Here is a 26,341-nt window from a genome sequence, read left to right on the forward strand (position 1 = left end):
AGGCCGCCGCGCGAGGTTTCCTTGTACTTGTCGTGCATGTCGGCACCGGTGTCGCGCATGGTGCGGATCACCTGGTCCAGCGAGATGAAGTGCTCGCCGTCGCCGCGCAGCGCCATCTGCGCCGCGTTGATCGCCTTCACCGCGGCGATGGCGTTGCGCTCGATGCAGGGCACCTGCACCAGCCCGCCCACCGGGTCGCAGGTCAGCCCCAGGTTGTGCTCCAGGCCGATCTCCGCGGCGTTCTCCAGCTGCGCCGGGGTCGCCCCCAGCACTTCCGCCAGCCCCGCCGCCGCCATCGCGCAGGCCGAGCCCACCTCGCCCTGGCAACCGACCTCGGCGCCGGAGATCGAGGCGTTCTTCTTGCACAAAATGCCCACCGCCGCCGCGCCGAGGAAGAAATTGACCACGTCGTCCTCGTTGGCCTCGGGATTGAAGCGCATGTAGTAGTGCAGCACCGCCGGGATGATCCCCGCCGCGCCATTGGTGGGCGCGGTGACCATGCGCCCGCCGGCGGCGTTTTCCTCGTTCACCGCCAGGGCGTAGAGGTTGACCCATTCCATGGCGCTCATGGTGCTGCCGATCACGTTCGGCTTGCCCAGCTCCTGCAGGCTGCGGTGCAGTTTGGCCGCGCGGCGGCGCACGTTGAGCCCGCCAGGGAGGATGCCTTCGTGGCCGAGGCCGTTGTTCACGCATTCCTGCATGGCGTCCCACAGTTTCAGCAGCCCGGCACGGATCTCCGCCTCGCTGCGCCAGGCCTTCTCGTTGGCCAGCATCAGCTCGGCGATGCGCAGGTTGTGGCGCTGGCACAGCACCAGCAGCTCTTCGGCGCTGGAAAAATCGTAGGGCAGCACGGTGGCGTCCTGATCCAGCTGGCCGGCCTTGGCCTGGGCCTCGTCGACGACGAAGCCGCCGCCAATGGAGTAGTAGGTGTCGCGGTGCAGTTCACCGGCCGCGCCTTCGACGATCAGGGTCATGGCGTTGGGGTGGTAGGGCAGGTTTTCCTCGAGCAGCAGCAGGTCGCGGTTCCAGTCGAACGGCACCGGCTGGCTGCCGTCCAGCAGCAGCTCGCGGGCCTCCTGCAGCGCCGCGATGCGCGGGGCGATCTGCTTCGGGTCGACCTTATCGGGCCATTCGCCCATCAGCCCCATGACCGTGGCGCGGTCGGTGCCGTGGCCGACGCCGGTGGCCGACAGCGAGCCGTACAGGCGCACCTCGACGCGGCGCACCTGCGCCAGCAGGCCACGCTCGCGCAGCGCCGTGGCGAACAGCGCCGCCGCGCGCATGGGGCCCACGGTGTGCGAGCTGGAGGGGCCGATACCGATCTTGAACAGGTCGAACACGCTGATAGCCATATCGGTTCCTCGACTGGTGGGAGCACTCTTGTGGGAGCGAATTCATTCGCGATGCAGGCCGCAGGCCTGCCCCTCGAAGGCTTCAGGGGGACGTTGCGCGTCCCTTTCGCGAATGAATTCGCTCCTACAGGATTCTCCCGGTCCGGCCCCCGGGAAATCTGTCCGTTTCCGACCCGTAAATGCACCTGTCCACCGCCCTCGCCCACAGAAACCGGGGATCAAGCTGTGGATAAGCTGTAGAACCCCGGCTCGGCCCCAGGCCTGTCGGCGCCTCCCGCGGAATGATCATTTCCTGAGCTATTTCAGGCGTTTGGAAAACGGCTGCCCCCAGATTCCGTGTATCGCCCTGTGGATAAGGTGTGAGTGGACGTCTGGGGCGTGGATGGCTGGTGGCCCTGGCGAAACTGATCAGAAAACGATCAGTTTCGGAGAAAATTAAACACACGCTTAAATTTTGTAACCCCTGCCGCCAAGGGATTTCGCCGCTGGTATAAATGGCGACGTGCAAATATTGAGCAGTTGAGAACCCGACACACCGTTCCAGTCACAAACCAATCCTTTCCGAGACCACCATGACTCGACCCGATGCGCAGCCTCGGCGGTTGCAACTGCCTGACGGGCGCACCCTGGCCTACCAGCTCTACGGTGTGCCGGAGGGCCGCCCGCTCTATTACTTCCACGGTTTTCCCGGTAGTCGGCTGCAGGCCGCGCTGCACCATGAACAGGCACTGACCGCCGGCGTCTGCCTGGTGGCGCCGGAGCGTCCAGGCTTCGGCCATTCCGATTACCAGGCCGGACGCAGCATTCTCGGCTGGGTGAGGGATGTTCAGTCGCTGGCCGACAGCCTCGGTCATCGGCGCTTCGGTGTGCTCGGGGTGTCCTGCGGCGGCCCCTATGCCCTGGCCTGCGCCCACCAGATGGGCGGGCGCCTCGACTATGTCGGGCTGCTGGCCGGCATGGGGCCCATGGATATCCCCGCGCTGCGCAAGCAGCAACTGCCCATGCTCCGGCTGATGTTCGGCCTGGCCCGCCGCCACCCATTGCTGGCCAGCCCGCTGCTGGCGCTGGACCGGCTGCTGTTCCTGCGTAGTCCGGCGCGGGCGGTGAAGGCCCTGGCCAGCCTGTTGGCCGAACCGGACCGCCAGCTGCTGGCAGACGATCCCTCGGCCGCCGCGGACTTCGCCGGTTTCCTGGCCGAGGCCTATCGCCAGGGTGTGCGCGGTGCCTGCAAGGAGGCCCAGCTGATCGCATCAGGCCGGGGCTTCGCCCTGGAGCAGATCCAGGTGCCGGTGCACCTCTACCAGAGCGGCCTGGACCGCCATGTCCCGGAAGCCATGGGCCGCCACCTGCAGTCGAACCTGCCGAGGGCGACGCTGCGGCTTTATCCACAGGAAGGACACCTGTCCATCGTCATCAACCAGTTCCACCAGGTCCTGGCGGATTTCACCCATTCCAACAAGAACGAGGAAACCTGACATGCCCGACAACCTGACCTACCGCGGCGCCGTCTATCCCTGGCATTGCGACCACATGGGGCACATGAACGTGATGTGGTACGTCGGCAAGTTCGACGAGGCCACCTGGCAGCTGTTCACCCTCCTGGGCCTGGCCCCGTCGCGGCTGCGCGAGGAAAACGCCGGCATGGCGGCAGTGGAGCAACAGATCGAGTATCGCCGCGAGCTGCATGCGGGCGATGTGCTGTCCATCCGCTCGCAGGTGCTGGAGGTGAAGGACAAGTCCATCCGCTTCCGTCACGAGATGCGCAATGACGAAACCGGCGAGATTGCCGCCGTCACCACGCTCGTGGGCGTCCACCTCGACACCCGCGCGCGCAAGGCCCGCGCCTTTCCGGCCGATATCCGCGAGCGGGCCACGGGCTGGCAGCCGGCCGCCTAGGCTAGCCCGAAAAGGGTGGATCGAGCTGGGGACAAACTGTGCAATCGGCCATGCGGCCCGTGTCAGGCGGGGCTGCGGTCGACTGGTCAGATTCTGTTCAGCCGTTCAGCTGGCTCAGGCAGGTCTGGGAGACCTTCAGCAGGCGCTGGTGGGTTTCCTGGGGCAGCGGGGTTTTCTGAGCCTTCAGCTCGTCCAGTTCGGCGCGGCTGAATTCGTTGCTGACCTCGTCGGCTGCGCAACTGCAATAGCGCTGCAGCTTGTCCGACGCAATGGAGGCCTCGGCGCTGGTCTTGCACTCCTGGATGAAGTGGTCGCGCTCGCCGGCGGGCCACTCGCCAGCGATTGCCGGCAGGCCGATCAGCATGGGGACGAACAGGGCGATCAGGGTCGGGTAACGCATGTCGGTACCTCCTTCCGGGACGGAGACGCGTCGCGGCGCGCTCTTGAGTTCTGAGGCGGCCCGAGCCCTCGGAGTTCCCTTTCACTGACCAGGCGCGAGGCGATGAAAAGGATGTCGCCATGAACGAAACCTGCGAATGCAACCTGGCGTAAAGTTAGCCTCCATACGCCTGTGCCTGCAGGCGAACGGACAGAAGGACCAGGAAATGACCGACCAGACCCAGCAATTCGCCAGCGACAACTATTCCGGCATCTGCCCGGAAGCCTGGGCCGCGATGGCCGAGGCCAACCGGGGCCATGAGCGCGCCTACGGCGACGACCAGTGGACGGCCCGCGCCTCCGACCATTTCCGCCAGTTGTTCGAGACCGACTGCGAAGTCTTCTTCGCCTTCAACGGCACCGCCGCCAACTCCCTGGCCCTGGCGTCGCTGTGCCAGAGCTACCACAGCGTGATCTGCTCGGAGACCGCCCATGTCGAGACCGACGAATGCGGCGCGCCGGAGTTCTTCTCCAACGGTTCGAAACTGCTGCTGGCGAAGACCGAGAACGGCAAGCTGACCCCGGAAGCGATCCGCGAGATCGCCCTCAAGCGCCAGGACATCCACTATCCCAAGCCGCGCGTGGTCACCCTGACCCAGGCCACCGAGGTGGGTACCGTCTACCGCCCCGACGAGGTCCACGCCATCAGCCAGGTGTGCAAGGAACTGGGCCTGAACCTGCACATGGACGGCGCGCGCTTCTCCAACGCCTGTGCCTTCCTCGGCTGCTCGCCGGCCGACCTGACCTGGAAGGCCGGCGTGGACGTGCTCTGCTTCGGCGGTACCAAGAACGGCATGGCGGTGGGCGAGGCCATCCTCTTCTTCAACCGCGACCTGGCCGAGGACTTCGATTACCGCTGCAAGCAGGCCGGCCAACTGGCCTCGAAGATGCGCTTCCTCGCCGCCCCCTGGGTCGGCCTGTTGCAGGACGACGCCTGGCTGTACTACGGCAACCACGCCAACGCCTGTGCGCAACTGCTGGCGGAACTGGTGAGCGACGTGCCCGGCGTCAGCCTGATGTTCCCGGTGGAGGCCAACGGGGTGTTCCTGCAAATGTCCGAACCCGCCCTGGAATACCTGCGCGAGCGGGGCTGGCGCTTCTACACCTTCATCGGTGCCGGCGGCGCTCGCTTCATGTGCTCCTGGGACACCGAGATGGACCGCGTGCGCGAGTTGGCGGCGGATATCCGTGCGGCCATGGGGGCCTGACCTCCCCTCCCCCAGGCCTCTCCCCCATGTGGGGGCGAATTCATTCGCTAAGGGCAGCGCAGCTGCCCCTGTGATCTCGACGGCAGGCCTGCGGCCTGCATGGCGATTGAAATCGCCCCCACAGGTCAAGCATTTCCCACCCAATCCCCGCCTTACCCCCGATTTCCGTGGACCATCCTGTGGACAAACTGTAGAGCCCTGGCTGCAGCCCAGTCCTGGCGGGGCCTTTCGCGCATTGGATATTTCCTGAGCTATTTCAACGACTTGCCATTTCTTCACACAGTTTCTGTGCAACGAAAGGTACACAAGCTGTGGAAAAGAGCCTGGAGTCCTTGTCTCATCGGCGATACAGACAGTTGTTCTTTTTTTGACCAACAGCAGAAAGAGAAGCGCTTAACCCCAGACAACGTGGATAAGTCTGTGGAAAACCTGTTGAGTGCTCTGTATGACCAAAGCCCCGCTGTTCCTGGCTTGCAGCCGGCTTCATGAAAAAACCAACTGCCTCGCGGAAAATTTGCACACAAATCCCGTGCACAGCCCTGTGGAAAAACTGTTGAGACCTGGCCAAACCTCAGTAACCACAGCCTGTACAGAGGGTCGATCACGCGCTGATCAGCCGCTCTTTCGCGGCCGATAGCCCGCGTCAGGGCTTCAAGCACCGTGGAAAACCCGGCTATTACCCACAAAGCCCGTGGAGCGTTCTGTGGACAAGCTGTACAGACCGCGCCGGAGTCCAGAACTGCCGCGGGCTGCCGGACTTGGTTCATTTTTTGATCGATTTCAACAACTTGTACTGAAACACGAGGGCCAGGCGCGGTTTCCGGCAGGCCGCGAGCGCCTGCCTATACTGGAAACACCCCAGTGCGCGGAGGTGCTCATGGCGAACTACTCGGTGGAATCCATTCGAACGATCGCCCTGGTCGGCCATGGCGACAGTGGCAAGACCAGCCTGGCCGAGGCGCTGCTGCAATGCAGCGGCGCCATCGCCAGCGCCGGCAGCCTGGAACGCGGCGACACGGTGTGCGACTTCGACCCCCTGGAGCGCGAATACCGCCATTCCCTAGCCTCGGCGCTGGCCCACTGCAGCCATGCCGGCGCCGAGCTGAACCTGATCGATACCCCCGGCTACCCGGACTTCATCGGCCAGTCCATCGCCGCCCTGGCGGCGGTGGAAACCGCGCTGGTGGTGGTCAATGCGCAGAACGGCATCGAACTGACGACCCGCCGCATGATGGCGCTGGCCGCCGAGCGCGGCCTTTGCCGCATGCTGGTGGTGAACAAGATCGACGCCGAGCGGGTGGACCTGCCCGCCCTGCTCGCCAATCTGCGGGAAGCCTTCGGCAAGGAGGTGCTGCCGCTCAACCTGCCGGCGGACAACGCCAACCGGGTCGTTGACTGCTTCTTCGAACCGGACGGCGAGGCCGACTTCTCCTCGGTGGCCGACGCCCACCAGGCCCTGGTGGACCAGGTGGTGGAAGTGGACGAAGAGCTGATGGCGCGCTACCTGGAACAGGGCGAGATCGCCCCTGCCGAGTTGCACGAGCCCTTCGAGCGGGCGCTGCGCGAAGGCCATCTGATTCCCTTGTGCTTCACCTCAGCGCGTACCGGCGCGGGGGTCGCCGAGCTGCTGGACGTGTTGGCGCGCCTGGCGCCCAACCCCACCGAGGGCAACCCGCCGCTGTTCCTCAAGGGCGAGGGGGCCGAGGCCAAGGCCTTCCGCTCCCAGCCGGACCCACAGCAGCACGTGCTGGCCCATGTGTTCAAGGTGGTGATCGACCCGTTCGTGGGCAAGCTCGGGGTATTCCGTGTGCACCAGGGCACCCTGGAGCGGGACATGCAGTTGTTCGTCGGCGACGGCCGCAAGCCTTTCAAGCTAGGCCACCTGCTGCGCCTGCAGGGCAAGCGTCACGAGGAAGTGACCCGGCTGATCCCCGGCGATTTCGGCGCCCTGACCAAGGTCGACGAAGTGGAATTCGATTCGGTGCTGCACGACTCCCATGACGAAGACCAGATCCACCTCAAGCCCCTGGATTTCCCCGCCCCCATGCAGGGCCTGGCCATCGAGGCCAAGCGCCGTGGCGACGAACAGCGCATCGCCGAAGTGCTGAACCGGCTGCAAGCCGAAGACCCCTGCGTGAAGCTCGACTACCAGGCCTCCACCCAGGAGACCGTGCTGCGCGGCATGGGCGAATTGCACCTGCGCTACCTGCTCGACCGCATCACCGGCACCTACAAGCTGGAGGTGGAGACACGCCCGCCCAAGGTGCCCTACCGCGAAGCCATCACCCGGCCGGCCGAAGGCCACAGCCGGCACAAGAAGCAGACCGGCGGCGCCGGCCAGTTCGGCGAAGTCTTCCTGCGCATCGAGCCGCTGCCGCGCGGCAGCGGCTTCCTTTTCACCGACGAGGTGAAGGGTGGCGTGATCCCCTCGCAGTTCATCCCCTCGGTGGAGAAGGGTGTGCGCTCGGTCCTGGCCGGCGGCCCCCTGGCCGGACTGCCGGTGGAGGACCTCAAGGTGACAGTCCACGACGGCAAGCACCACCCCGTGGACTCCAAGGACATCGCCTTCCAGGCCGCCGGGCGCAAGGCCATGATCGACGCCCTGCGCGCCGCCGGCGAAGTGGTACTGGAGCCGATAGTCGCGATCGAGGTCAGCTCTCCAGAAGGAAATATCGGCGACATCACCACCGACCTGATCGGCCGCCGCGGCCAGGTTACCGGCACGGAATCCATGTCCCAGGGCATGGCCCTGGTCCACGGCCAGGTGCCCCTGGCCGAACTCGACGGCTATGCCGGCCGGCTCAAGGCGATCACCGCCGGCCATGGCGCCTTCAGCATGCTGCTCAGTCACTACAGCGCCGCGCCCCAGGATGTGCAGCAGAAGCTCGCCGGGTCCTACAAGGCGGTGCAGGAGGAGGATTGAGCCAGCAGGTGGAACGCCCGCTTTTCTGTGGGGGCGATTTCAATCGCTAAGCAGGCAGAAGGCCTGCCCTACGGTGATACCAGGGGGCAGCTGCGCTGCCCTTAGCGAATGAATTCGCCCCCACAACGAGTTTCCCCGACAGCGAGCTCAGGCCAACCCCTCCGCCTTCAGCGCCTCCTGCACCGCCGGCCTGGCCGCCACCCGCCCCTGGAACGCCTGGAGTTCCGGGCAGTCGGTGAGGTCCATGCCGACATGGCCCGACCAGCCGGCCACGGTAAAGAGGTAGGCATCCGCTGCGGTGAAGTCGTCCCCCGTCAGGTACTGGCGACCACGCAACTGCTCCGAGACCCACTGCAAGCGCTTGTGCGCCGTGCCGGCGAAGACCGCCTTGGCCCGATCGTCCAGGACCGGGTTGAACAGCGCGCCGAAGCTCTTGTGCAACTCGCTGGTGATGAACGACTGCCACTCCATGACCCGGTAGCGCATCAGCGTGCCGGCAGCCGGCATCAGGTCAGCGCGGCCGGCCTGGTCGCAGAGGTATTGGTTGATTACCGGTCCTTCAGTCAGGGTCTGGCCGTTGTCCAGCTCCAGCAAGGGCACATAGCCCTTGGCATTGAAGCGGTAATAGTCGTCGCCGGATGCCGTCTTGTGGCCGCCCAGGTCGACCTTTTCCAGGCCGAACGGTTGGCCGATCTCGCGCAGGATGATGTGCACGGCGAGCGAACAGGCTCCGGGGGTGTAGAAGAGTTTCATTGCATTGGCTCCCTGGCAGGCTGCAGAAAACCGGCGCTGACAGCACGCCGGCGGGGAAGGCACTGGAACAAGCATAGTGGGATTACGCCCACAATCAGTGGACCAGCCTGTGCATAAGCTGTTCGTCCCTGGCGCTTGCCTGCGGCCCGCAAAGGATTCGGGAGTTTGTTCGTTTTTTCAGCACATTCAATGAGTTGCGCACAGCAGCTGTGCACCGCTGCGCCCACAAGCTGTGGACAGATGGCGCCAGCCCGCGCCGGACGCGGGCTGGAGGGAATCGCTCAAAAAACCATCAGTAATCGATGGCCACGTCACCCTTGGGAACGCTGCAGCAGGAAAGGATGTAGCCCTCGGCCACGTCTTCGTCGGTGATGCCGCCGTTGTGCTCCATCTCGACTTCGCCGGCGATCTTCATCACCTTGCAGGTGCCGCAGATGCCCATGCCACAGGCCTTGGGAATGTGCAGCCCGAGCTTGGCGGCAGCGGAGTGCACGGTTTCGCCGGGTGCAACACGGATGCTCTTGCCGGTGCTGGTGAAGTCCACCAGGTTCATGTCGCCAGCCGGGATCTCTGCCGCTCCGGCAGCCTCGGCGGCATGTCCCTGGGCCTCTTCGCGGATTTCCGGCGGCGTCGGGCCGAAGGCTTCCTCGTGGTAGCGCTTCATGTCGAAGCCGGCGGCTTCCAGCAGGCGCTTGATCGCTGACATGTAGGGCGTAGGACCGCAGCAGAAGACCTCGCGCTCCATGAAGTCCGGGGCGATCAGGTCGAGCATCGCGCGGCTCAGGTAGCCCCGGTAGCCGGACCAGGTCTCGCCGATCTCGTACTTCTCGCAGATCAGATGCAGCTTGAAGTTCTCGATGCGCGAGGCCATGTGGCGCAGCTCGCGGTGGTAGATGATGTCCTTCGGCGTACGCGCGCTATGCACGAACACCATGTCCACCGCGCCATTGGTATCGAAGAACCAGCGCGCCATGGACATCACCGGGGTGATGCCGACACCGCCAGAGAGGAACAACACCTTGTCCGCCGGGAAGTCGATAGCGTTGAACAAGCCCACCGGCCCGTGCACCGGCAGCACGTCGCCTTCCTGCAGGTTGTCGTGCAGCCAGTTGGACACCTTGCCGCCCGGCACGCGCTTGATGGTCAGGGAGAAGCTGTAGGGCACCGAGGGCGAGCTGGAAATGGTGTAGGAACGCATGATGGGCTGGCCGTCGATCTCCAGTTCCAGGGTCACGAATTGCCCCGGCTTGAAGAAGAACACCATCGGCTGGTCGGCCATGAAGCAGAAGGTGCGCACGTCCGAGGTTTCCTGGATGGCCTTGACGCACCGCACCAAGTGGCGGCCGTTGGTCCAGGTCTGGGTGGTCACGGGATTCAGGAAATTGTTCGTCATGGAGGTTGCTCCGCGCGCGGCCGGATATCGGCCTATTGCGGCGGATTGTGAATAACGCAAAAACGGCCCATTTACCTGTCTGCGACATCCACATGCTCATCGCGACCTGCCAGCAACCACCGGGCCTCCCGCGTCGGAAACGGATGTCCCCATGTCGCCCGCAGATAAGGTCGTGCCTGCCAGCGCCAGCACACTCAATCCCAGCCGAAACATAAGGTTTCAGAGCGAACCACCCTCGCACCCGCAGCAGGGCAGCCAGTCGGCAGGCGAGCAACGAGGGCAGGTCACGCCGCCTTGCGTGACAACCGAAACAGCCACTTTTTGCGGCGGTCGCGAATGCGACCAGCCATTGAGGAGTTACCGATGGACGTCACTTCCACCCTGAGCCTGGGCGATCCGCTTGAACCCGCACGCAAGGCCACGGCCGAAATGCTCCGCGAACGCGACCACACCTTCTCCCTGCCGCAGCCGTTCTATAACGACGAGCGCCTGTTCCAGATCGACATGCAGGAGATCTTCCACAAGGAGTGGCTGATCGCTGGCATGACCTGCGAGATTCCCGCCAAGGGCAACTACCTGACCCTGCAGATCGGCGACAACCCGATCATCGTCATCCGTGGCGCCGAAGGTCAGGTCCATGCCTTCCACAACGTCTGCCGCCACCGCGGTTCGCGCCTGTGCGTCAGCGAAAAGGGCAAGGTCGCCAAGCTGGTCTGCCCCTACCACCAGTGGACCTACGAACTGGATGGCCGCCTGCTGTTCGCCGGCACCGAAATGGGCGCCGACTTCGACATGAAGGAGTACGGCCTCAAGCCGGTCAACGTGAAGACCGCCGGCGGCTACATCTTCATTTCGCTGGCCGATAATCCGCCTGCCATCGACGACTTCCTCTCCACCCTGGCCCATTACATGGAGCCCTACGACATGGAGAACACCAAGGTGGCGGTGCAGACCACCTTGATGGAAAAGGCCAACTGGAAGCTGGTGCTCGAGAACAACCGCGAGTGCTACCACTGCAACGGTTCGCACCCGGAACTGCTGAAGACCCTGCTGGAATGGGACGACGTCACCGACCCCCGCGCCAGCCAGGCCTTCAAGGACCAGGTCGCCGCCTGCACCAAGGCCTGGGACGAGGAGCAGATCCCCTACGCCCACGCCAGCTTCGGCCTGCGCAACCGCATCGTGCGCATGCCTCTGCTCGACGGCACCGTTTCCATGACCATGGACGGCAAGCAGGGCTCCAAGAAACTCATGGGCCGCATCAAGAACCCGGACCTGGGCTCGATGCGTATCCTCCACCTGCCGCACTCCTGGAACCACTGCATGGGCGATCACCTGATCGTCTTCACCGTGTGGCCCATCAGCGCCCAGGAAACCATGGTCACCACCAAGTGGCTGGTGCACAAGGACGCGGTCGAAGGCGTGGACTACGACGTTGCCCGCCTGCGCGAAGTCTGGGATGCCACCAACGACCAGGACCGTCGCCTGGCCGAAGAGAACCAGCGCGGCATCAACTCCACCGCCTACCAGCCGGGCCCCTACTCCAAGACCTACGAGTTTGGCGTGATCAACTTCCTCGACTGGTACAGCGAGCGCGTACTGAACAACCTGGGCGATACCCCGGCCACCAAACTGCGCCAGGTCGGCGCCGAGTAATCCCCGGGAGACGAAGCCATGTCCCTGTGCCTGGGCTTCGCCATCCTGCTCACCGTCTACGGCCTTGCGTCCAGCCTGCTTGACGCCTGGTACCACCGCACACACTGAGGTCCCTCCAAGGACCACCCTCGCCCCCACCGGGATGTCGGCCCCGGCGGGGGCTTTTTTTGTCCCCTCGCCCTATCGCTTCCCTCGGGCATCGCGCCGCGCGGGCGGCGTCCTCCTGCTCCCCAGCCCTATCTGCCCGGCTGTCGTTGCGCCAGCAGATGAGCCCTTTCCATTCCCCAGACGCCTGCATTACGCCCATTTCGATATCGAGATTGTTCCTACATTTGTTTGGGAAACATCAGTCCAGCGACTTAGAAATTTCGCTATTTACTTACAGAAAGCCGCGTATGAATCGCTCTCGACTAAAGGGAATTTTCCGAGTGGTTACGAAGCTGTTCAAAAAACTGCAAGGAAATCTCCTACAAGCCCGCAAGTAGGAGAGAAAGATCAACGAAAGGGCCTTGCTAGCGAAGGCGGAGTGATGGCCATGCATTGCAAATAGATGCCATTTTGATATCAATTTGATGTCACTCCGATTTACTCGACGGGTCATCCGGGTAGCGACCCGACAAAGCCTGGCGGTCTGGAAAATTACACCGCAGACCCGGGCAGCGAAGCAGCCGAGACGATGTAAGCCACCAAGGAGAGCGGAAAATGAAAATCAATAAAAAAATTGCAGCTGTGATTGGTCTGGTTGTCGCTTCATCCGGTGTTCATGCAAGTGGGTCGAACGGCATCAGCGGCGTCATCCACTTCAGGGGGGCGATCGTCGTCGGCGCCTGCGATATGCCTGCCTCGGAATGGTACCGGCATGCAGGACGCGACAACGGCATCAGCCCGAAACAGGCCGGTCCCGTGCCGCCGTCGAGCAACCTGTGCGCCGGCATCGTCGATACCGCCTCCATCAGGACGACCGCCGTCGCACACACCAACGGCAAGATCGTCACCGTCACCTTCAACTGACACGCCTTCTGCTCGGAGCAAGACGTTTACGCCTTGCTCACCGCCAACTTGTAGGAGCGAGCTCGCTCGCGAACAGCCCGAGCGCAATCCTTCGCGAGCAAGCTCGCTCCTACGCAAAGCCCCCCGCCGAACAACCCGCCCTCAGAAAACGTAGCCCGGATGAAATCCGGGAGCGGCGGTGGGACTTTCCCCGGATTTCATCCGGGCTACGGAACTTGCGATATGCATCAGCCCCGTCCGCATGGGTATCGCTCCGCTCCACCCATCCTACGAACGCCGTAGGTTGGTCCGAGCTTGCGAGGCCCAACAGCGCGCGCCCAACCATGACATCGCAGGGCTCCACAAACTCAGCACTCGCAGACATGGTTCCCAAGTTCAAATGAACAGGCGGTGGGACTTCCCCCGGATTTCATCCGGGCTACAGAACTTCGAACTCCGTAGGTTGGGCCGAGCGCAGCGAGGCCCAACAGCGCGCCTCAACCACGACATCGCCGGGTTTCACAAACTCAGCACTAGCAACCGTAGTTTCCCAATCTCAAATAAACATCCCCGCTCGTAGAACGTGGATGTGCATCCCGGATGCACGCCGGCAAAACGTAGCCCGGATGAAGTCCGGGAGCGACGGTGGGACTTTCCCCGGATTTTATCCGGGCTACAGAACTGGCAGCCCCCTGTAGGATGGGTGGAGCGGAGCGATACCCATGCGGACAGAGCTGATGGGTATCGCATGCTCCACCCATCCTACGACCTACGAACATCGAACTCTGTAGGTTCGTCCGAACGTAGCGAGGCCCAACAGCCTGTGCCTCAACCGTGACATCGCGGGGTTTCACAAACGCAGTAAAGACGTGACTTCCAAAGTTCAAATGAACAGTGCTCGGTTGCATTAACAGCAAACTGGCCCATACGCCAAAGTTCGCCTTGCCGACACTCACTTACCCGGCATGAACTTCCACAGCAACTCAAGCAAGGATTTGAATCCAGATACAGGCGATACCGCCAAACATCGACGAATCGTCCTCTCCATACCCGCACTAATTCCTACAAATCCCCTTCAAAGAAAACCACGACAACTCTGCAAGCAAATCCTTACATGGACGAGGGAGCGAGCCGATAGCGCCGAAAAACGCCAATAAATTAATTTAATCGGGCATTTCGATGCAGCACTTTTCATATCTATGGAGATTCACATGAAGAAGTTTTCTCTCGCCGTCCTGGCCATGTCCGTTATCGCCGCCAGCGGCGCCGCCTTCGCCGCCGAGCCGCCCACTTCCACGAAGGCAGGCACCGGCCAGATCAGCTTCACCGGCGTGATCAACAACGACGCCTGCTCCGTCGAAGGCAGCACCGGCAAGGAAAAAGCCATCGCCGTTGACATGGGCAACGTGTCGATCAAGGACATGGGTACCGACACCGCTCCGAACGCTGGCCGCCTGTCGGCCAACGACATCAACCTGAACATCAACTGCAACGCCGGCACCAAGGTCTCCATGAAGTTCGACGCCGCGGGCAAGCTCGTCGAAGGCAAGAAAGTCCTGAAGCTGACCCAAGGTCAAAATACCGCCAAGAACGTCGGCATCGCCATCCTGGACAGCAACGGTAACGTCGTCGACCTGACCTCTGATACCACCGCCAAGATCGACAGCACTTTGAACGGTGGCGACGCCACCCTGACCTTCGCCGCCGCCTACGTGACTACCGCCGATCCGAAGACCGCCGGCCCTGGTGATGGTAACGCCACCCTGCCGTTCACCCTGTACTACGAGTAAGCAGTTGACCCTGCTTCCATGACTGGCGGGGCCTCCGGGCCCCGCCTCCGCAACGCAATCCAGTGGTAACAGCTATGGCCCTTCGCAAGATCCCCGCCTGCCTGGGCGTCCTGAGCCTGGTGCTCGCCTCCCATGTGTCCGCCGGAATATCCCTGGGCGCCACACGTATGGTTTTCAAGGGCTCCGAGAAAGAAGCCAGCATCATGGTGCGCAACACCGGACAAGCCGTGCTGGTGCAGTCCTGGCTCGACAGTGGCGACGACTCGGATACACCTCCCCCACTCGCCGTGACACCCCCGCTAGCCCGGGTTCCAGCGAACGAACAACAACTGCTGCGCGTCCTCTACGAAGGCAGCGGCATGCCCAGCGACCGTGAATCGGTCGTCTGGCTGAACGTGCAGGAAATCCCCCAGGCCGAGCCAGGGAAGAACACCCTGCAACTGGCGGTCAACCAGCGGATCAAGGTGTTCTTCCGGCCCGCCGGTCTGGCCGGCGATGTGCGACTGGCGCCGGAAGAGCTGCGCTGGAGCCTGGAAACCCGTGGCAACACGGCCGAGCTCAAGGTCAGGAATCCGAGCCTGTATCACGTTTCCATGTCCGACGTGCGCCTCGGCAAGGGTGAAGTCGTGGTGGACTCGACCATGATCGCGCCCGGGCAACAACGGTCTTTCCCCGTCAAGCAGATGCCCGCCACGAATGAGCCGGAGCTGAAGTTCTCCGTCATCAACGACTACGGAGCGCAGGTGCCCTACGCCACAAGACTCTCGGCCGGCAAACCCGAGGGCGCCACGGCACAGCGGTCCGAACAAGCTCTGTAACAGCCCCATACCAATCCCAGGTTCATCTCTGGCAGGCGCCGAGCGCCCCTGCCCGGCCCTCCTCATGCCTGTTGGAGGTGAACCCGACTTCTTGCAGGCGTTGAGAAATGAGCATTTGGCCCTGTCACATCACTGGACGGGGTGGACAGGCAGCGCTGCCTGCCATTCCTCCCAGTAAACTCGCGTTAGCCATTTCCCTGGCTCTTCCGGCCCTGGCGCTCGGGGCCGAAGCCCCGGTAGCGCCACAGGCGAGCGACCCACAGGCCGAAGCGTTCAATACCTCTTTCCTGAAGGGCGCGCCGTCGCCCGTGGACCTGCAACTGCTGCTGCGCGATAACAGCACCCTGCCCGGCAGCTACCGCGTCGACATCTACGGCAACCAGGTGCTGGTGGGACGCCGGGACATCGATTTCGTGCGCAACCCGCAAACAGGCGCTGTCGAGCCGTGCCTGCACTACGACATGCTCGAACTGCTGGGTATCGACCTGGCCAAGCTGGTGGAACAAGGCAAGCTGCGGCCGGATGCACCGCAAACCTGCTATGACCTGCCCTCGCTGATCGACCAGGCCGCCCTGCGCTACGATCCAACGCGCCTGCGCCTCTACGTCAGCGTTCCACAGGTCGCCATGCTCCGGGGCCGACGCGGCTACGTCGACCCCGCGCTCTGGGACAACGGCATCACCGCCGCATTCATCAACTACCAGCTCAACGCCAACCGCAACAAGGATGACTACGGCCGCCAGACCGCCAACAACCTGGGCCTGCGCAATGGCCTCAACCTGGGCGCCTGGCGGCTGCGCAACGAATCCAACTACCGCACCGGTACTGGCCGCAAGAGCAAGTTCACCAGCAACCGTTCCTATCTCCAGCGCGATATCACCGCGCTGAAAGGGCAGTTCACACTCGGTGAGATCTACTCTGACGCCGACCTGTTCGACAGCGTCCGTTACCGGGGTATCAAACTGGCATCCGACGAGGGCATGAGGGCGGACAGCGAACGGGGCTACGCACCGGTGATCCGTGGCTTTGCGGAAACCAACGCCACGGTGGAGATTCGCCAGAACGGCTACGTGCTCTATTCCACCACCGTGGCTCCCGGCCCCTTCGAGATCAATGACATCTATCCCACCGGGTCCAACGGCGACCTGGAGGTGGCCGTCATCGAGGCGGATGGGCGCCGCCGCGTAACCAGGCAGGCCTTCTCCAGCCTGCCGACGATGATCCGTGAGGGGCAACTGAAGTACAGCGTTTCGAGCGGCCAGTTCAACAGCAACACCGACGGCCTCAAGACCCCCAACTTCGTCAGCGGCACCATGACCTACGGGGTGAGCAGCAACCTCACCGGCATCGCCGGGGTCCAGGCCACCCAGGACTTCAACGCCGTCGCCATCGGCGCCGGGCGGAACACCACGATCGGCGCCTTCTCGGTCGACATGACCCACTCGTCCAGCCGGGTTCGCGGGCTGTCCGCAACCGGTAACAGCTTGCGGGCGCTGTATGCCAAGACCTTCACCGGTACGGACACCAGCTTCACCCTGGCGGCCTACCGCTATTCCACCGAAGGCTACCGGACGCTCTCCGACCATGTGCAGGAACTGAGCGATGGCGTCAGCTATGCGCGGGGCCGGTCGAAGGTCCGTACCGACCTGACCGTCAACCAGAGCCTGGGCAACTACCGTTACGGCACCCTCTACATCAGCGCCAGCGATGAGCGCTACTGGGACCGGGGCGGCTCGCGGAGCCTGTCCGCCGGCTACTCCAACAGCTGGAGGGACGTCAGCTACAACTTCAGCGTGTCCCAGACGCGGAACCTCGGTTCCTCCTACTACGCCTCGAGCGAACGGGATACCCAGCTCAACCTCTCGGTGTCCTTCCCCCTGGGATCGACGTCACGCGCCCCTCGCGCCTATGTCGCCACCAGCAGCCAGAAACACAGCGACAGTACCCAGGTCGGCGTGAACGGCTACCTGTCCGAAGACAGCGACACCTCGTACTCGGTACAGGGCAGCCACAACAACAACAGCGGCAGTGCCGGCTCCGCCAGCCTGAACAGCCGCACTTCCTTCGCCGACGTCGGCCTGGGTTACAGCAAGGGGCGCGGATACCGCTCCGAGAGCCTCACCCTGGCGGGTTCGGTAGTGGCCCATGCCGGTGGCATCAACCTGGGCCAACCCGTGGGTGAGACCTTCGCCCTGGTCGAGGTGCCGGATATCCCGGGTGTCGGCGTCAGCAACTACAACGGCGTGAGCACCGGCTACAACGGCTATGCGGTAGTGCCCAACGCCCAGCCGTACCGGACCAACTGGATCACCCTGGACACACGTAACCTCGGCGGCGGCATCGAGATCGACAACGCGACCCAGCAGGTCGTCCCACGGCGGGGCTCGGTGGTGCGGGCCCGGTTCGAAGGCAAGAAGGGGCGTCGGGTCCAGTTCGAGCTGTTCGACACCCAGCAACAGCGCATTCCGTTCGGCGCCGCGCTGGAGGATGCCACCGGCAAGCAACTGGCGATCTCGGACCCGAGTGGGCGGGCGCTGGCGCTGGTCGAAGAGGACCAGGGAACGCTGGTCATCAAGTGGTCAAGCCAGCAGTGCTCGGCCACCTACACGCTTCCGCCGGAAAAGCCCGCGAACTACGAACGCTACCGGCTCGCCTGCGCGCCGGGACCGCTCTGATCGCCACGCGCGACAGCCGGTAGCTGGTCCCGCACATCCACTGCCGGGACCGCCACTCCGGACATCAGCCTTCCCGACGCACTGCCAGGTCGTTGCGCCGGGCGAACTCGATCAGTTCGAGCAGGGAGTCCAGGTTGAGCTTCTGCTGGATTCGCGCCTTGTAGGTACTCACGGTCTTGTTGCTGAGCAGCATCCGTTCCGCGATGTCCTTGTTGGAGAGACCGGAGGCCAGATGCTGCAACACCATCAGCTCCTGGTTGGATAAACGCCCCACCAGTTCGGCATCGCTGAGCGCAGGAGGCTGGTTGCCTCCCATGGGCATGGCGGGGAAGAGGGTGAAGCCCGCGCTGATGGCGTTGATGGCGGTAATCAGGTTCTGCAGGTCCTCTTCCTTGCTGACGAAGCCCTTGGCGCCGGCCTGGAAACAGCGCTGGGAAAAGCTTTCCGCAGGCTGCGAGGTCAGGACCAGCACATTGCTGTCGAGCCCCAGGGAGCGGATGCGGGTGATGACGTTCAGGCCGTCGAGCCTGGGGATGCCGATGTCCAGGATGACGATGTCCGGCTCGTGCTGGCGCACCAGCTGCAACGCGTCCACACCGTTGTCGGCCTCGCCCACGACGTCCATGCCGTTGCGTTCCAGCAACATGCGAACGGCCATGCGGATCACCGGATGATCGTCGACTATCAGCGCACTTTTCATTTCCACCTCTGTGTTGTCGGCCTGCTCTTCCCTGCGCACGGCGACGGCCTGGGAACCGAGCCGCTGCTGATGAAATTTCCTACAGGCTATCAGGAAGTGTCTCCTAGCTGGCACTACCGCCCCCCGGTAACTTGGCCGCCATCCCTTGCCGAGCGCTCCCCGATGAAGAACATCAGCATTCTGGTTCTGGAAGACGAACCCTTCCAACGCCTGGTCGCCGTCACCGCATTGCGCAAGCTCGGACTGGAACGCATCCAGCAAGCGGCGGACGGTACCGAGGCCCTGGATCTGCTCCGGACCGGCGGCGCAGTCGACATCGTGCTCTGCGACCTGCGCATGGCTGGCATGGACGGCCTGGCCTTCCTGCGCCAGGCGAGCCTGTCCGGCATGGTCCGCTCGGTAATCCTCAGCAGCGAGGTGGACGAGGACCTGCGCCAGGCCGCCAGCGCCATGACCCGCAACCTCGGGCTGCAATTCCTCGGCGATCTCGGCAAGCCCTTCGACATGGCCCGCGCCGCCACCTTGATCGAACGACACCGCTGCCAGCCCGCAGAGATCCCGGCTGAGCCCGCGTCCGTGGAGCCACCGTGCCTGGAAGAGCTCCTCCGCGCCCTGGAGCAGGGTGAGTTCGAAGCCTGGTACCAGCCCAAGTTCCACCTCGAGAGCGGCGCGTCGCTGGGTGCCGAGGTTCTTGCCCGCTGGCGCCACCCCAGCCACGGCGTGCTGACGCCAGCCCATTTCCTGCAGGCCCTGGAGACCCACGACCTCGTCGACCGCCTGTTCTGGCAGCTGTTCAGGCAGGGCCTGGCGCTGCAGCAGGAGCTGGCGCGCAGCGGACGACAGGTGAACCTCGCCCTCAACCTCCAGCCCCGGCAATTGGCCGACCGCGACCTCGTCCCGGCAATCGGACGGGCCCTGGAAAAAGCTGGCCTGCCCGCTACGGGCCTGACCTTCGAGCTCACCGAAACCGGCCTGCTGGAAGCGCCGGCCGCCAGCCTGGAAAGCCTGGTGCGGCTGCGCCTGATGGGCTGCGAGCTGGCCATGGATGACTTCGGCGCCGGCTACTCGTCCCTCGACCGTCTCTGCGAACTGCCCTTCAGCCAGTTGAAACTGGACGCCGCCTTCGTGCGCAAGCTGATGAGCCAGCCACGCAGCGCCGCGATCATCGGCAATGCCGTGAGCCTGGCCGAGGACCTCGGCATGAGCCTGGTGGTGGAAGGCGTGGAAACCGCCGAGCAGCGTGAGCGGCTGCTAGCCCTCGGCTGCCGCGTGGCCCAGGGCTACCTCTTCTCCCGGCCGCTGGAGCGCGACGCATTCCACGCCCTGCTGGCACGCCGCAGCGTTCCCGGACTTCACTGAGCGTCGCCAGCCAACTGCGCCAGCAGCCCCCGCTCCAGCGCCAGCATCGCCTGCCGCAAAGCCTCGGCAGCCGTGCCAAGGGCCTCCAGCTGGGATGACTTGCACACCTGTTCGAGACGCACGCAGGCGTCGATCAATTGCTCCGCCCGGACCACCCGCGCGGCGCCCTTGAGGCGGTGGGCGAGTTCCGCCAGGCCGGGTGCATCGCCCCGCTCCACCAGTTCGGCGAGGGGGACCAGGTCGCGACGGTTGGTCTCCAGCAGTTCATTCACCAGATTGCGGACCAGGCCGGCATCGCCACCGGTCAGCGGCGCCAGCGGTGCGAGGTCGAACAGCGGCAGGGCATCGGCCTCCACCGTGGCCGGTTCCGCGTCGCTCTCGAGCGCAGGCTCGCCACCGCTGGCGGCGCAGAGTTTCTCTTCCAGCAGATCGAGGCCGATGGGCTTGATCAGGCATTCATCCATGCCGGCCTGGATGCCGCGCGCCACCTCTTCCGGCTGGGCGTCGGCGGTCAGGCCGAGGATCAGCGTCGGCGCCCGTTGCCCGTCCCGCTCCTCCTCGCGAATGGCGCGGGCGAGTTCGGCGCCATTCATGCGCGGCATGTGGCAGTCGGTGGCGACCACGTCGAAAGGCCGGGTCCGCCACAGGGCCAAGGCATCCTCGCCGTTCTCCGCCTCCGTCACCTCGTGGCCGAGGAACCCCAGCTGCTGGGCGAGGATCTGCCGATTCACGGGATGGTCGTCCACCACCAGCACGCGCAGCCGGCGCCTCTCCCGCTCGCGGGCCGCCAGCGTGCCGGCCGGTTCTTCCACCGGGTCCAGGCGCTGCAGGCGCAGCTCCACGTCGACCCGGGTCCCGGTACCCGGGGTACTCGAAAGCGTCAGGCGGCCACCCATCATTTCGCAGAGCGAGCGGCAGATGACCAGCCCCAGGCCGGTGCCCTCGCTCTGGCGCTGACCCCGCTGCACCTGGGCGAAGGGACGGAACAAGCGTTCCTGGTCCGCCGGGGAAATGCCGATGCCGCTGTCCTCGACGCTGAAGTTCACCTGCAGCACGCCGGCCTCCGGTTCGGCACCCTGGATGCTCAGGCGCACGCTGCCTTCATCGGTGAACTTGATGGCGTTGCTCACCAGGTTCGAGACGATCTGCTTGAAGCGCATGCCATCCACCAGCACATCACCCTGGATGCTGGCGTCGATCTCGAGTTCGAGGCTCAGACGCTTCTGCCGCGCCAGCCCATCGAACACCCGTGCCACCGACTCCACCAGCTCGCGCAGATTGGCCCGGTGCGGCGCCAGGCTGAGGCGGCCGGACTCGATGCGGGCAATGTCGAGGATGTCGCCGATCAGCACCAGCAGGCCACGCGCCGAACCATAGGCGACCTCGATGCTGGCGCGATCGATGGGACGGTCGTCGGCGCGCTTGAGCGCCAATTCCAGGATGCCGATCACCGCGTTCATCGGTGTGCGGATCTCGTGGCTCATGGTCGCCAGGAAGGTGGTCTTGGCGCGACTGGCCTCATCCGCCAGGTTCTTCGCCGCTTCCAGTTCCTCGACCAGGTGACGGTGCTCGGTGATGTCGAGCCAGCCACAGATCACGCCCTTCACCGCACCGGTGGAATCCTGGAAAGGCTGGACCCAGTGATCGATCCAGAGTTCGCGGTCCTCCAGGCCGACCTCATGCACGCCCTGGATCATGCGCCCCTCGGCCATGGCCTGGAGGTACAGGCCATGGAATTCCGGCGCCGCCTCGAATACCTCGGCCGGCAGGTCCAGCGCAGTGCGGCCCCGCACCGACTCCAGCGGCAGTCCGATGCTGGCCAGGTAGCTGCGGTTGCAGGACAACAGGCGACCTTCGGTGTCCCGCACATAGAGCGGCGGCGGCATGCTGTCGGTGAGGGTCTCGATGAAACGCAGCTCGTCATTGAGCTGGCGCTCCACCACCCGCCGCCGGTGGATCTCGTGCCGCTGGTAGAGCACCCAGCCCAGCACCAGCAATACCGCCAGTACGGCGCCGAGAATGATGCGCTGGATAAGCGTGTCGTAATCGCGCCAGGTCTGCGGACTCATGCCCGGTGCACCGCGCCAGCGACTGGCCATGGCGTTGATCTCGCCGGGAGGAAGACTCGCCATCACCCTGTCGATGATCGATTGCAGCTCGCCGTCGGCCCGGCGCACGGCGAAGTTGACGGTAGCCCCTCTGATGTTCGCCAGGGCGGGCATCGTCAGCCGCTCATTGAACAGGTGGGGGATGTAGTAGCGGGCCGTGGGCATGGCGACCACCGCGTAGTCCGCCGCGCCTTCGCTCACCAGGTTCATCGCATCGAGTGAGGACGCCGATTCGATGAGCTCGCTCCCCGGATAGGCCGTGCTCAACTCCTCCCGGGCTATTTGGGATCGGGCCATGGCGATGCGCACCCCCACCGGATTGTCAAGTGGCGCATCGATCCCGACACGCCCGACGAGTACGAAGGGAACGCTGGCGATGGCGCGCGAGAAGCGCAGTTGCCCTTCGCGTGTGCTGCTCGGGCTGAGGATCGCCAGGTCGGCTTCTTCCCGCAGCAGGCTCTCGACCTGCGCGGTGACGCTGCCCGAGCGGCTGATGACCGTGAAGTGCAGGCCGGTCTGCAGCGTCACCACATCCAGCAGGTCGGCGAAAAAGCCTCGGAACCGCCCCTCCTCGTCGAAATAAGCCCCCGGCGCCATATCGTCGTCGATGACCAGGCGCACCACCGGGTTCTGCCTCACCCAGCGGGCTTCAGCCGGCGACAACGACAGCGGCCGGCTGAGCGGCATCAGGCCGCTGCCCACCCAGCTGCGGACGATGTCATCCAGCCAGGTCTGGCCGGCCGCTCGCAGGGCTCCATCGAGCCCGCGCAGGAGCACCTGGTCTTCCGCCCGCACGATGAATCCCAGGCTGGTATCAGCCGCTTCGGGGAAACGATCGAACTCGAGCAATCCGTTGAAGACTCGATTGACCCGGAACGACACGGAGAGGAAATCATCCAGCAGCAGGTCGGCCTGGCCGAACGAGACCATCGCCATCGCGTCGTCGATGGATTTCGCTTCCAGCCGATGTGCGTCCGGATAACGCTGGGCGAGGAAGGGGGCGAGGTCGGCAGTCGCCACGACTGTGACGTCCTTCAGGTCCTTCGGGAAATCGTCGGTCCCCTTGTAGCGGCGAAACAGCGCCAGCCGGTCCCGGACCAGGGGACGACTGTGGGCAACGGCGTCCCTTTCGCCCTCCGCTCCGGAGCCGACGACGAAATCCACCTCGCGCCTGAGCAGGGCGTCGAGCAAGGCCTGCCGGTCCGGATACTGGCGCAGTCGGATCTGCAGGCCCAGCAACTGGCTGACCAGCGTGGTGGCATCGGCGACAACCCCTTCATAGCTCCCGTCACGCTGAATGATCTCCAGCGGCTCGACCCCCTGGACCGGAACCCCCATCACCAGCTCGCGCTTGTCTCGCAGCCAGCGCCAGTCTTCCTCGCTGATGGCGAGCGCCTGGTGATCGACCGTCAATGGACTGGACAGGGTGAGGGCCGGCGCTTGCGGATCGGCGCGAAGCGTAGCGGCAGCCAACAGAAGGCCGGCCGCCAGGCAGAAGTAGCGGAACCCACGACGAGAAAGACACCGCTGCGTCGGCATGCCGGAACGCCTCCTGGTCAATGAAGAGAGAAACAGGGGGCAAAAACTCACAGCGTGAAGGACCAAAGTCCGTAGGCAAATCCGATGCCCACAAATCATGTAGGAATATTCCCAAACAAAATCTTGAAAGCAAGACCGCGAATATACTCTCAGCCCTGCATTCATGCTGACTGCCGGGGTGCATTGTAGACGGACTCAATGTACTTACCACGACAAGATACGGATGCTTCAAATCAGGTTTCTGAACTTTTCCTAACTACGGAAAAGCCGGTTCTGACGGAAATCGCGCAATCGACGCTGACCGACTCTTAAGTCAACACCGGCCAACTGTTCGGAAAAGCTCCCACGGGATGTCAGTTTCAATCCAGTCGAAACATCCGGTGGCTCTTTCAAGGGAAACTCCCCGTTGCTCTTGAACAGGGAAAACGCGAAATACAGGAGAACGATAGATGAGCAAGATCCTGCTGATCGACAACCAGTCGATGACCCGCTTCGCAACCCGCGTCCTGCTGGAGCGCGAAAGCTACGAGATCGTCGGTGAAACGGAGAATGGCGTGGAAGGCCTGAGCATGGCCCGCTCCCTGCGACCTGACCTGGTGATCCTGGATATCTCCATTCCCAAGCTGGACGGCCTGGAAGTGCTCAGTCGCCTCGGCAGCATGAGCCACGGCCTGAGGTGCCTGGTGCTCACCAGCCTGCCGGCCTCGCTCTACGCCAATCGCTGCCTGCAGGCGGGTGCCTGCGGCTACCTGTCCAAGCAGGAACAGGCGGTCAGCCTGATCTCCGCGGTGCGCTCGGTGCTTTCCGGCTACAGCCTGTTCCCCAGCAGCGTGCACCTTTCCGCGGCCCTGCAGCCGGGCGAGTGCAGCGACAGCCACCTGCTGGACAGCCTCTCCGACCGTGAACTGGCGGTCCTGCAGAACCTTGCCAATGGCAAGAACAACCAGGAGATCGCCAAGCAGCTGTTCATCAGCCACAAGACGGTGAGCACCTACAAATCCCGGCTGATGGACAAGCTGAAAACCCGCAACCAGGTCGACCTGATCGACTTCGCCCGCCGCTACGTGCTGCCGACCGCCTGACCGGTACCCTCCTCAGCGCTGCGGCAGGGCGATCACCCGCCCCACATGCAGCGGCCGTGGCAGATCGAGCTGCTCCCTGGCAATCCGCCGGACGCGCTCGGCCACAGTCTCGGCGAAAGGCGCCGAACGCGCCTGCCGGATGTCGATGTTCATCAGCATCTGCTCACTGGCCGCCAGCTCGGCGGCCTCGCCGGGGTAGTGCAGGCTGTGGTGGATATGCAGCCGCTTGGCATCGCACCCCAGCAACTGGGTACGCACCTCCACTTCCGCCCCCAGCTTCACCTCCGCCAGGTAGTTGAGATGGCATTCCAGGGTGTAGAGCGTGTGGCCGGTGGCGGCGCGGCCCTGTTCGTCGAGACCGATCTCGTCCATCAGCGCGTCGGTGGCGTAGCTGAAGATCAGCAGGTAGAAGGCGTCCCGCAGGTGGCCGTTGTAGTCCACCCAGTCGGCGGGAATGGTGGTGCGGTAGGTGGTCAGGGCGTGGCTCATGCAGAAGCTCCGGGCAGGGCGCCCTCTCCCCAACCCTCTCCCTGCAGGTCGCCCCTGAAGGGAGAGGGGGCTGGATCGGAGTGGCGGGAAGATTCTCAGTCGGCGAAGGCGAAGCCGTGGTTGGCCTTGGTGTCCTTGATCGCACCGAGTACGGCCAACAGGCAGTCGTCACGATAGCGTTCCAGCTCGGCGATGCTGCGCGAGCCCTGTTGCTCGGAAGTGCCTTCCACCACCCGGTCGATCAGGGTGTCGGTGAGTTCCGGCGCCGGCAGGTAGGTCCAGGGCAGCTGCAGGGCCGGGCCGAACTGGGCCATGAAGTGGCGCATGCCGGCATTGCCGCCCGCCAGGGTGTAGGTGAGGAAGGTGCCCATGAAGGACCAGCGCAGGCCGGCGCCGAAGCGAATGGCGTCGTCGATTTCACCCGTGCTGGCCACGCCGTCGTTGACTAGGTGCAGCGCCTCGCGCCAGAGCGCTTCGAGCAGACGGTCGGCGATGAAACCCGGCACCTCCTTGCGTACGTGCAGCGGGCGCATGCCCAGGGCGGTGTAGATCTCGATGGCCGCCTGCACCGCCTCGGGCGCGGTCTTCTCGCCGCCCACCACTTCCACCAGAGGCAACAGGTAGACCGGGTTGAAGGGGTGCCCCACCACGCAGCGCTCAGGATGGCTGGCGTCGGCGTAGAACTCGCTGGGCAAGAGGCCCGAGGTGCTGGAACCGATGATCACATTCGGACGCGCCGCCGCGCTGATCTTCGCGTGCAGGTCGAGCTTGAGGTCCAGGCGCTCCGGCGCGCTTTCCTGGATGAAGTCGGCGTCGCGCACGCATTCCTCGATGGTGTCGACGAAGCGCAGGCGCTCCTGCGCGGCGCCGGGAGCCAGTCCCTGCTTCTCGAGGGCCGGCCAGGCGTTGGCGATGCGCGCGCGCAGGGCGGCCTCGGCGCCCGGCGCGGGGTCCCAGGCGACGACGTCGAGGCCGTGGGCCAGGGCGCGGGCGATCCAGCCGCTGCCGATGACGCCGCTACCAAGGGCGGCGAAGGTCTTGATCTGGGTGACGAAGGACATGGTGGCTCCTGATTCTGTAGCCCGGATGCGATCCGGGGGCGGTCGTTCGATCTGTCCCGGATTGCATCCGGGCTACGAAGCGCGTGGGAGAGGGCGATGCGCTGGGCGGGT

19 protein-coding genes are annotated in these 26,341 nt (G+C 64.3%); 11 read left to right on the forward strand and 8 right to left on the reverse strand.

Going from position 1 to position 26,341, the window contains the following annotated elements:
- Positions 1-1,352: L-serine ammonia-lyase (locus E8F11_RS12585; RefSeq protein ID WP_280289156.1), on the reverse strand; the 1,352-nt coding region annotated here is incomplete at its 3' end.
- Positions 1,353-1,924: 572 nt separating this feature from the next.
- Here E8F11_RS12585 and E8F11_RS12590 point away from each other — a divergent pair.
- Both E8F11_RS12590 and E8F11_RS12595 read left to right on the forward strand, forming a co-directional pair.
- Positions 1,925-2,827 carry an alpha/beta hydrolase gene (locus E8F11_RS12590; RefSeq protein ID WP_280289157.1) on the forward strand — a complete coding sequence of 301 codons (903 nt, stop codon included), beginning with the start codon at positions 1,925-1,927 and terminating at the stop codon, positions 2,825-2,827.
- 1 nt (position 2,828) lies between these two features.
- The gene (locus E8F11_RS12595) at positions 2,829-3,248 is read left to right on the forward strand and encodes a thioesterase family protein (protein ID WP_280289158.1); all 420 of its coding nucleotides are present in this window, start codon (positions 2,829-2,831) and stop codon (positions 3,246-3,248) included.
- Between the two features lie 97 nt (positions 3,249-3,345).
- Here the strand turns inward: E8F11_RS12595 and E8F11_RS12600 are convergent, their stop codons facing one another.
- On the reverse strand, positions 3,346-3,648 hold the full coding sequence (locus E8F11_RS12600) for a hypothetical protein (protein ID WP_280289159.1): 303 nt from the start codon (positions 3,646-3,648) through the stop codon (positions 3,346-3,348).
- Between the two features lie 205 nt (positions 3,649-3,853).
- On the opposite strand from E8F11_RS12600, the gene E8F11_RS12605 reads away from it, so the two are divergent.
- The gene (locus tag E8F11_RS12605) at positions 3,854-4,894 is read left to right on the forward strand and encodes a low specificity L-threonine aldolase (RefSeq protein WP_280289160.1); all 1,041 of its coding nucleotides are present in this window, start codon (positions 3,854-3,856) and stop codon (positions 4,892-4,894) included.
- 877 nt (positions 4,895-5,771) lie between these two features.
- Positions 5,772-7,817 (forward strand): elongation factor G, encoded by a 2,046-nt coding sequence (gene fusA / locus E8F11_RS12610; protein ID WP_280289161.1) that lies wholly within the window; start codon positions 5,772-5,774, stop codon positions 7,815-7,817.
- A 147-nt stretch (positions 7,818-7,964) separates the two neighbouring features.
- On the opposite strand, the gene gstA is transcribed toward fusA, so the two are convergent.
- Positions 7,965-8,570, reverse strand: coding sequence for a glutathione transferase GstA (gene gstA, locus E8F11_RS12615; RefSeq protein WP_280289162.1), 606 nt, complete (start codon positions 8,568-8,570; stop codon positions 7,965-7,967).
- A gap of 292 nt (positions 8,571-8,862) precedes the next feature.
- Positions 8,863-9,963: a glycine-betaine demethylase subunit GbcB gene (gene gbcB, locus E8F11_RS12620; RefSeq protein WP_280289163.1), complete on the reverse strand. Its 1,101-nt coding sequence runs from the start codon at positions 9,961-9,963 to the stop codon at positions 8,863-8,865.
- 363 nt (positions 9,964-10,326) lie between these two features.
- Here gbcB and gbcA point away from each other — a divergent pair, with 363 nt between their 5' ends.
- The 5 genes from gbcA (at position 10,327) to E8F11_RS12645 (ending at position 17,892) form a co-directional block, all read left to right on the forward strand.
- Positions 10,327-11,619, forward strand: coding sequence for a glycine-betaine demethylase subunit GbcA (gene gbcA / locus E8F11_RS12625; RefSeq protein ID WP_280289164.1), 1,293 nt, complete (start codon positions 10,327-10,329; stop codon positions 11,617-11,619).
- Positions 11,620-12,321: 702 nt separating this feature from the next.
- The gene (locus E8F11_RS12630) at positions 12,322-12,630 is read left to right on the forward strand and encodes a hypothetical protein (protein WP_280289165.1); all 309 of its coding nucleotides are present in this window, start codon (positions 12,322-12,324) and stop codon (positions 12,628-12,630) included.
- 1,190 nt (positions 12,631-13,820) lie between these two features.
- Positions 13,821-14,399 (forward strand): fimbrial protein, encoded by a 579-nt coding sequence (locus E8F11_RS12635; RefSeq protein WP_280289166.1) that lies wholly within the window; start codon positions 13,821-13,823, stop codon positions 14,397-14,399.
- 74 nt (positions 14,400-14,473) lie between these two features.
- Positions 14,474-15,217, forward strand: coding sequence for a molecular chaperone (locus E8F11_RS12640; RefSeq protein ID WP_280289167.1), 744 nt, complete (start codon positions 14,474-14,476; stop codon positions 15,215-15,217).
- A gap of 164 nt (positions 15,218-15,381) precedes the next feature.
- A complete protein-coding gene (locus E8F11_RS12645; RefSeq protein ID WP_280289191.1) occupies positions 15,382-17,892 on the forward strand; it encodes a fimbria/pilus outer membrane usher protein in 2,511 nt (836 codons plus the stop codon).
- Between the two features lie 64 nt (positions 17,893-17,956).
- Here the strand turns inward: E8F11_RS12645 and E8F11_RS12650 are convergent, their stop codons facing one another.
- Complete coding sequence (locus E8F11_RS12650; protein WP_280289169.1) at positions 17,957-18,592, reverse strand: response regulator transcription factor; 636 nt, start codon at positions 18,590-18,592, stop codon at positions 17,957-17,959.
- 162 nt (positions 18,593-18,754) lie between these two features.
- On the opposite strand from E8F11_RS12650, the gene E8F11_RS12655 reads away from it, so the two are divergent.
- Entirely contained in the window at positions 18,755-19,951 is a 1,197-nt protein-coding gene (locus tag E8F11_RS12655) for an EAL domain-containing response regulator (protein WP_280289170.1), read from the forward strand.
- On the opposite strand, the gene E8F11_RS12660 is transcribed toward E8F11_RS12655, so the two are convergent.
- Positions 19,945-23,598 carry a transporter substrate-binding domain-containing protein gene (locus E8F11_RS12660; RefSeq protein ID WP_280289171.1) on the reverse strand — a complete coding sequence of 1,218 codons (3,654 nt, stop codon included), beginning with the start codon at positions 23,596-23,598 and terminating at the stop codon, positions 19,945-19,947. The genes E8F11_RS12655 and E8F11_RS12660 overlap by 7 nt on opposite strands.
- Before the next feature lie 449 nt (positions 23,599-24,047).
- Between E8F11_RS12660 and E8F11_RS12665 the strand changes: the two genes are divergently transcribed.
- A complete protein-coding gene (locus E8F11_RS12665) occupies positions 24,048-24,680 on the forward strand; it encodes a response regulator transcription factor (RefSeq protein ID WP_280289172.1) in 633 nt (210 codons plus the stop codon).
- Positions 24,681-24,692: 12 nt separating this feature from the next.
- Here the strand turns inward: E8F11_RS12665 and E8F11_RS12670 are convergent, their stop codons facing one another.
- On the reverse strand, positions 24,693-25,169 hold the full coding sequence (locus E8F11_RS12670; protein ID WP_280289173.1) for a thioesterase family protein: 477 nt from the start codon (positions 25,167-25,169) through the stop codon (positions 24,693-24,695).
- Positions 25,170-25,264: 95 nt separating this feature from the next.
- On the reverse strand, positions 25,265-26,230 hold the full coding sequence (locus E8F11_RS12675) for an L-carnitine dehydrogenase (RefSeq protein WP_280289174.1): 966 nt from the start codon (positions 26,228-26,230) through the stop codon (positions 25,265-25,267).
- Positions 26,231-26,341 lie beyond the last annotated feature (111 nt).

This window comes from Pseudomonas sp. BN417, from assembly GCF_029871205.1.
GTDB lineage: Bacteria > Pseudomonadota > Gammaproteobacteria > Pseudomonadales > Pseudomonadaceae > Metapseudomonas.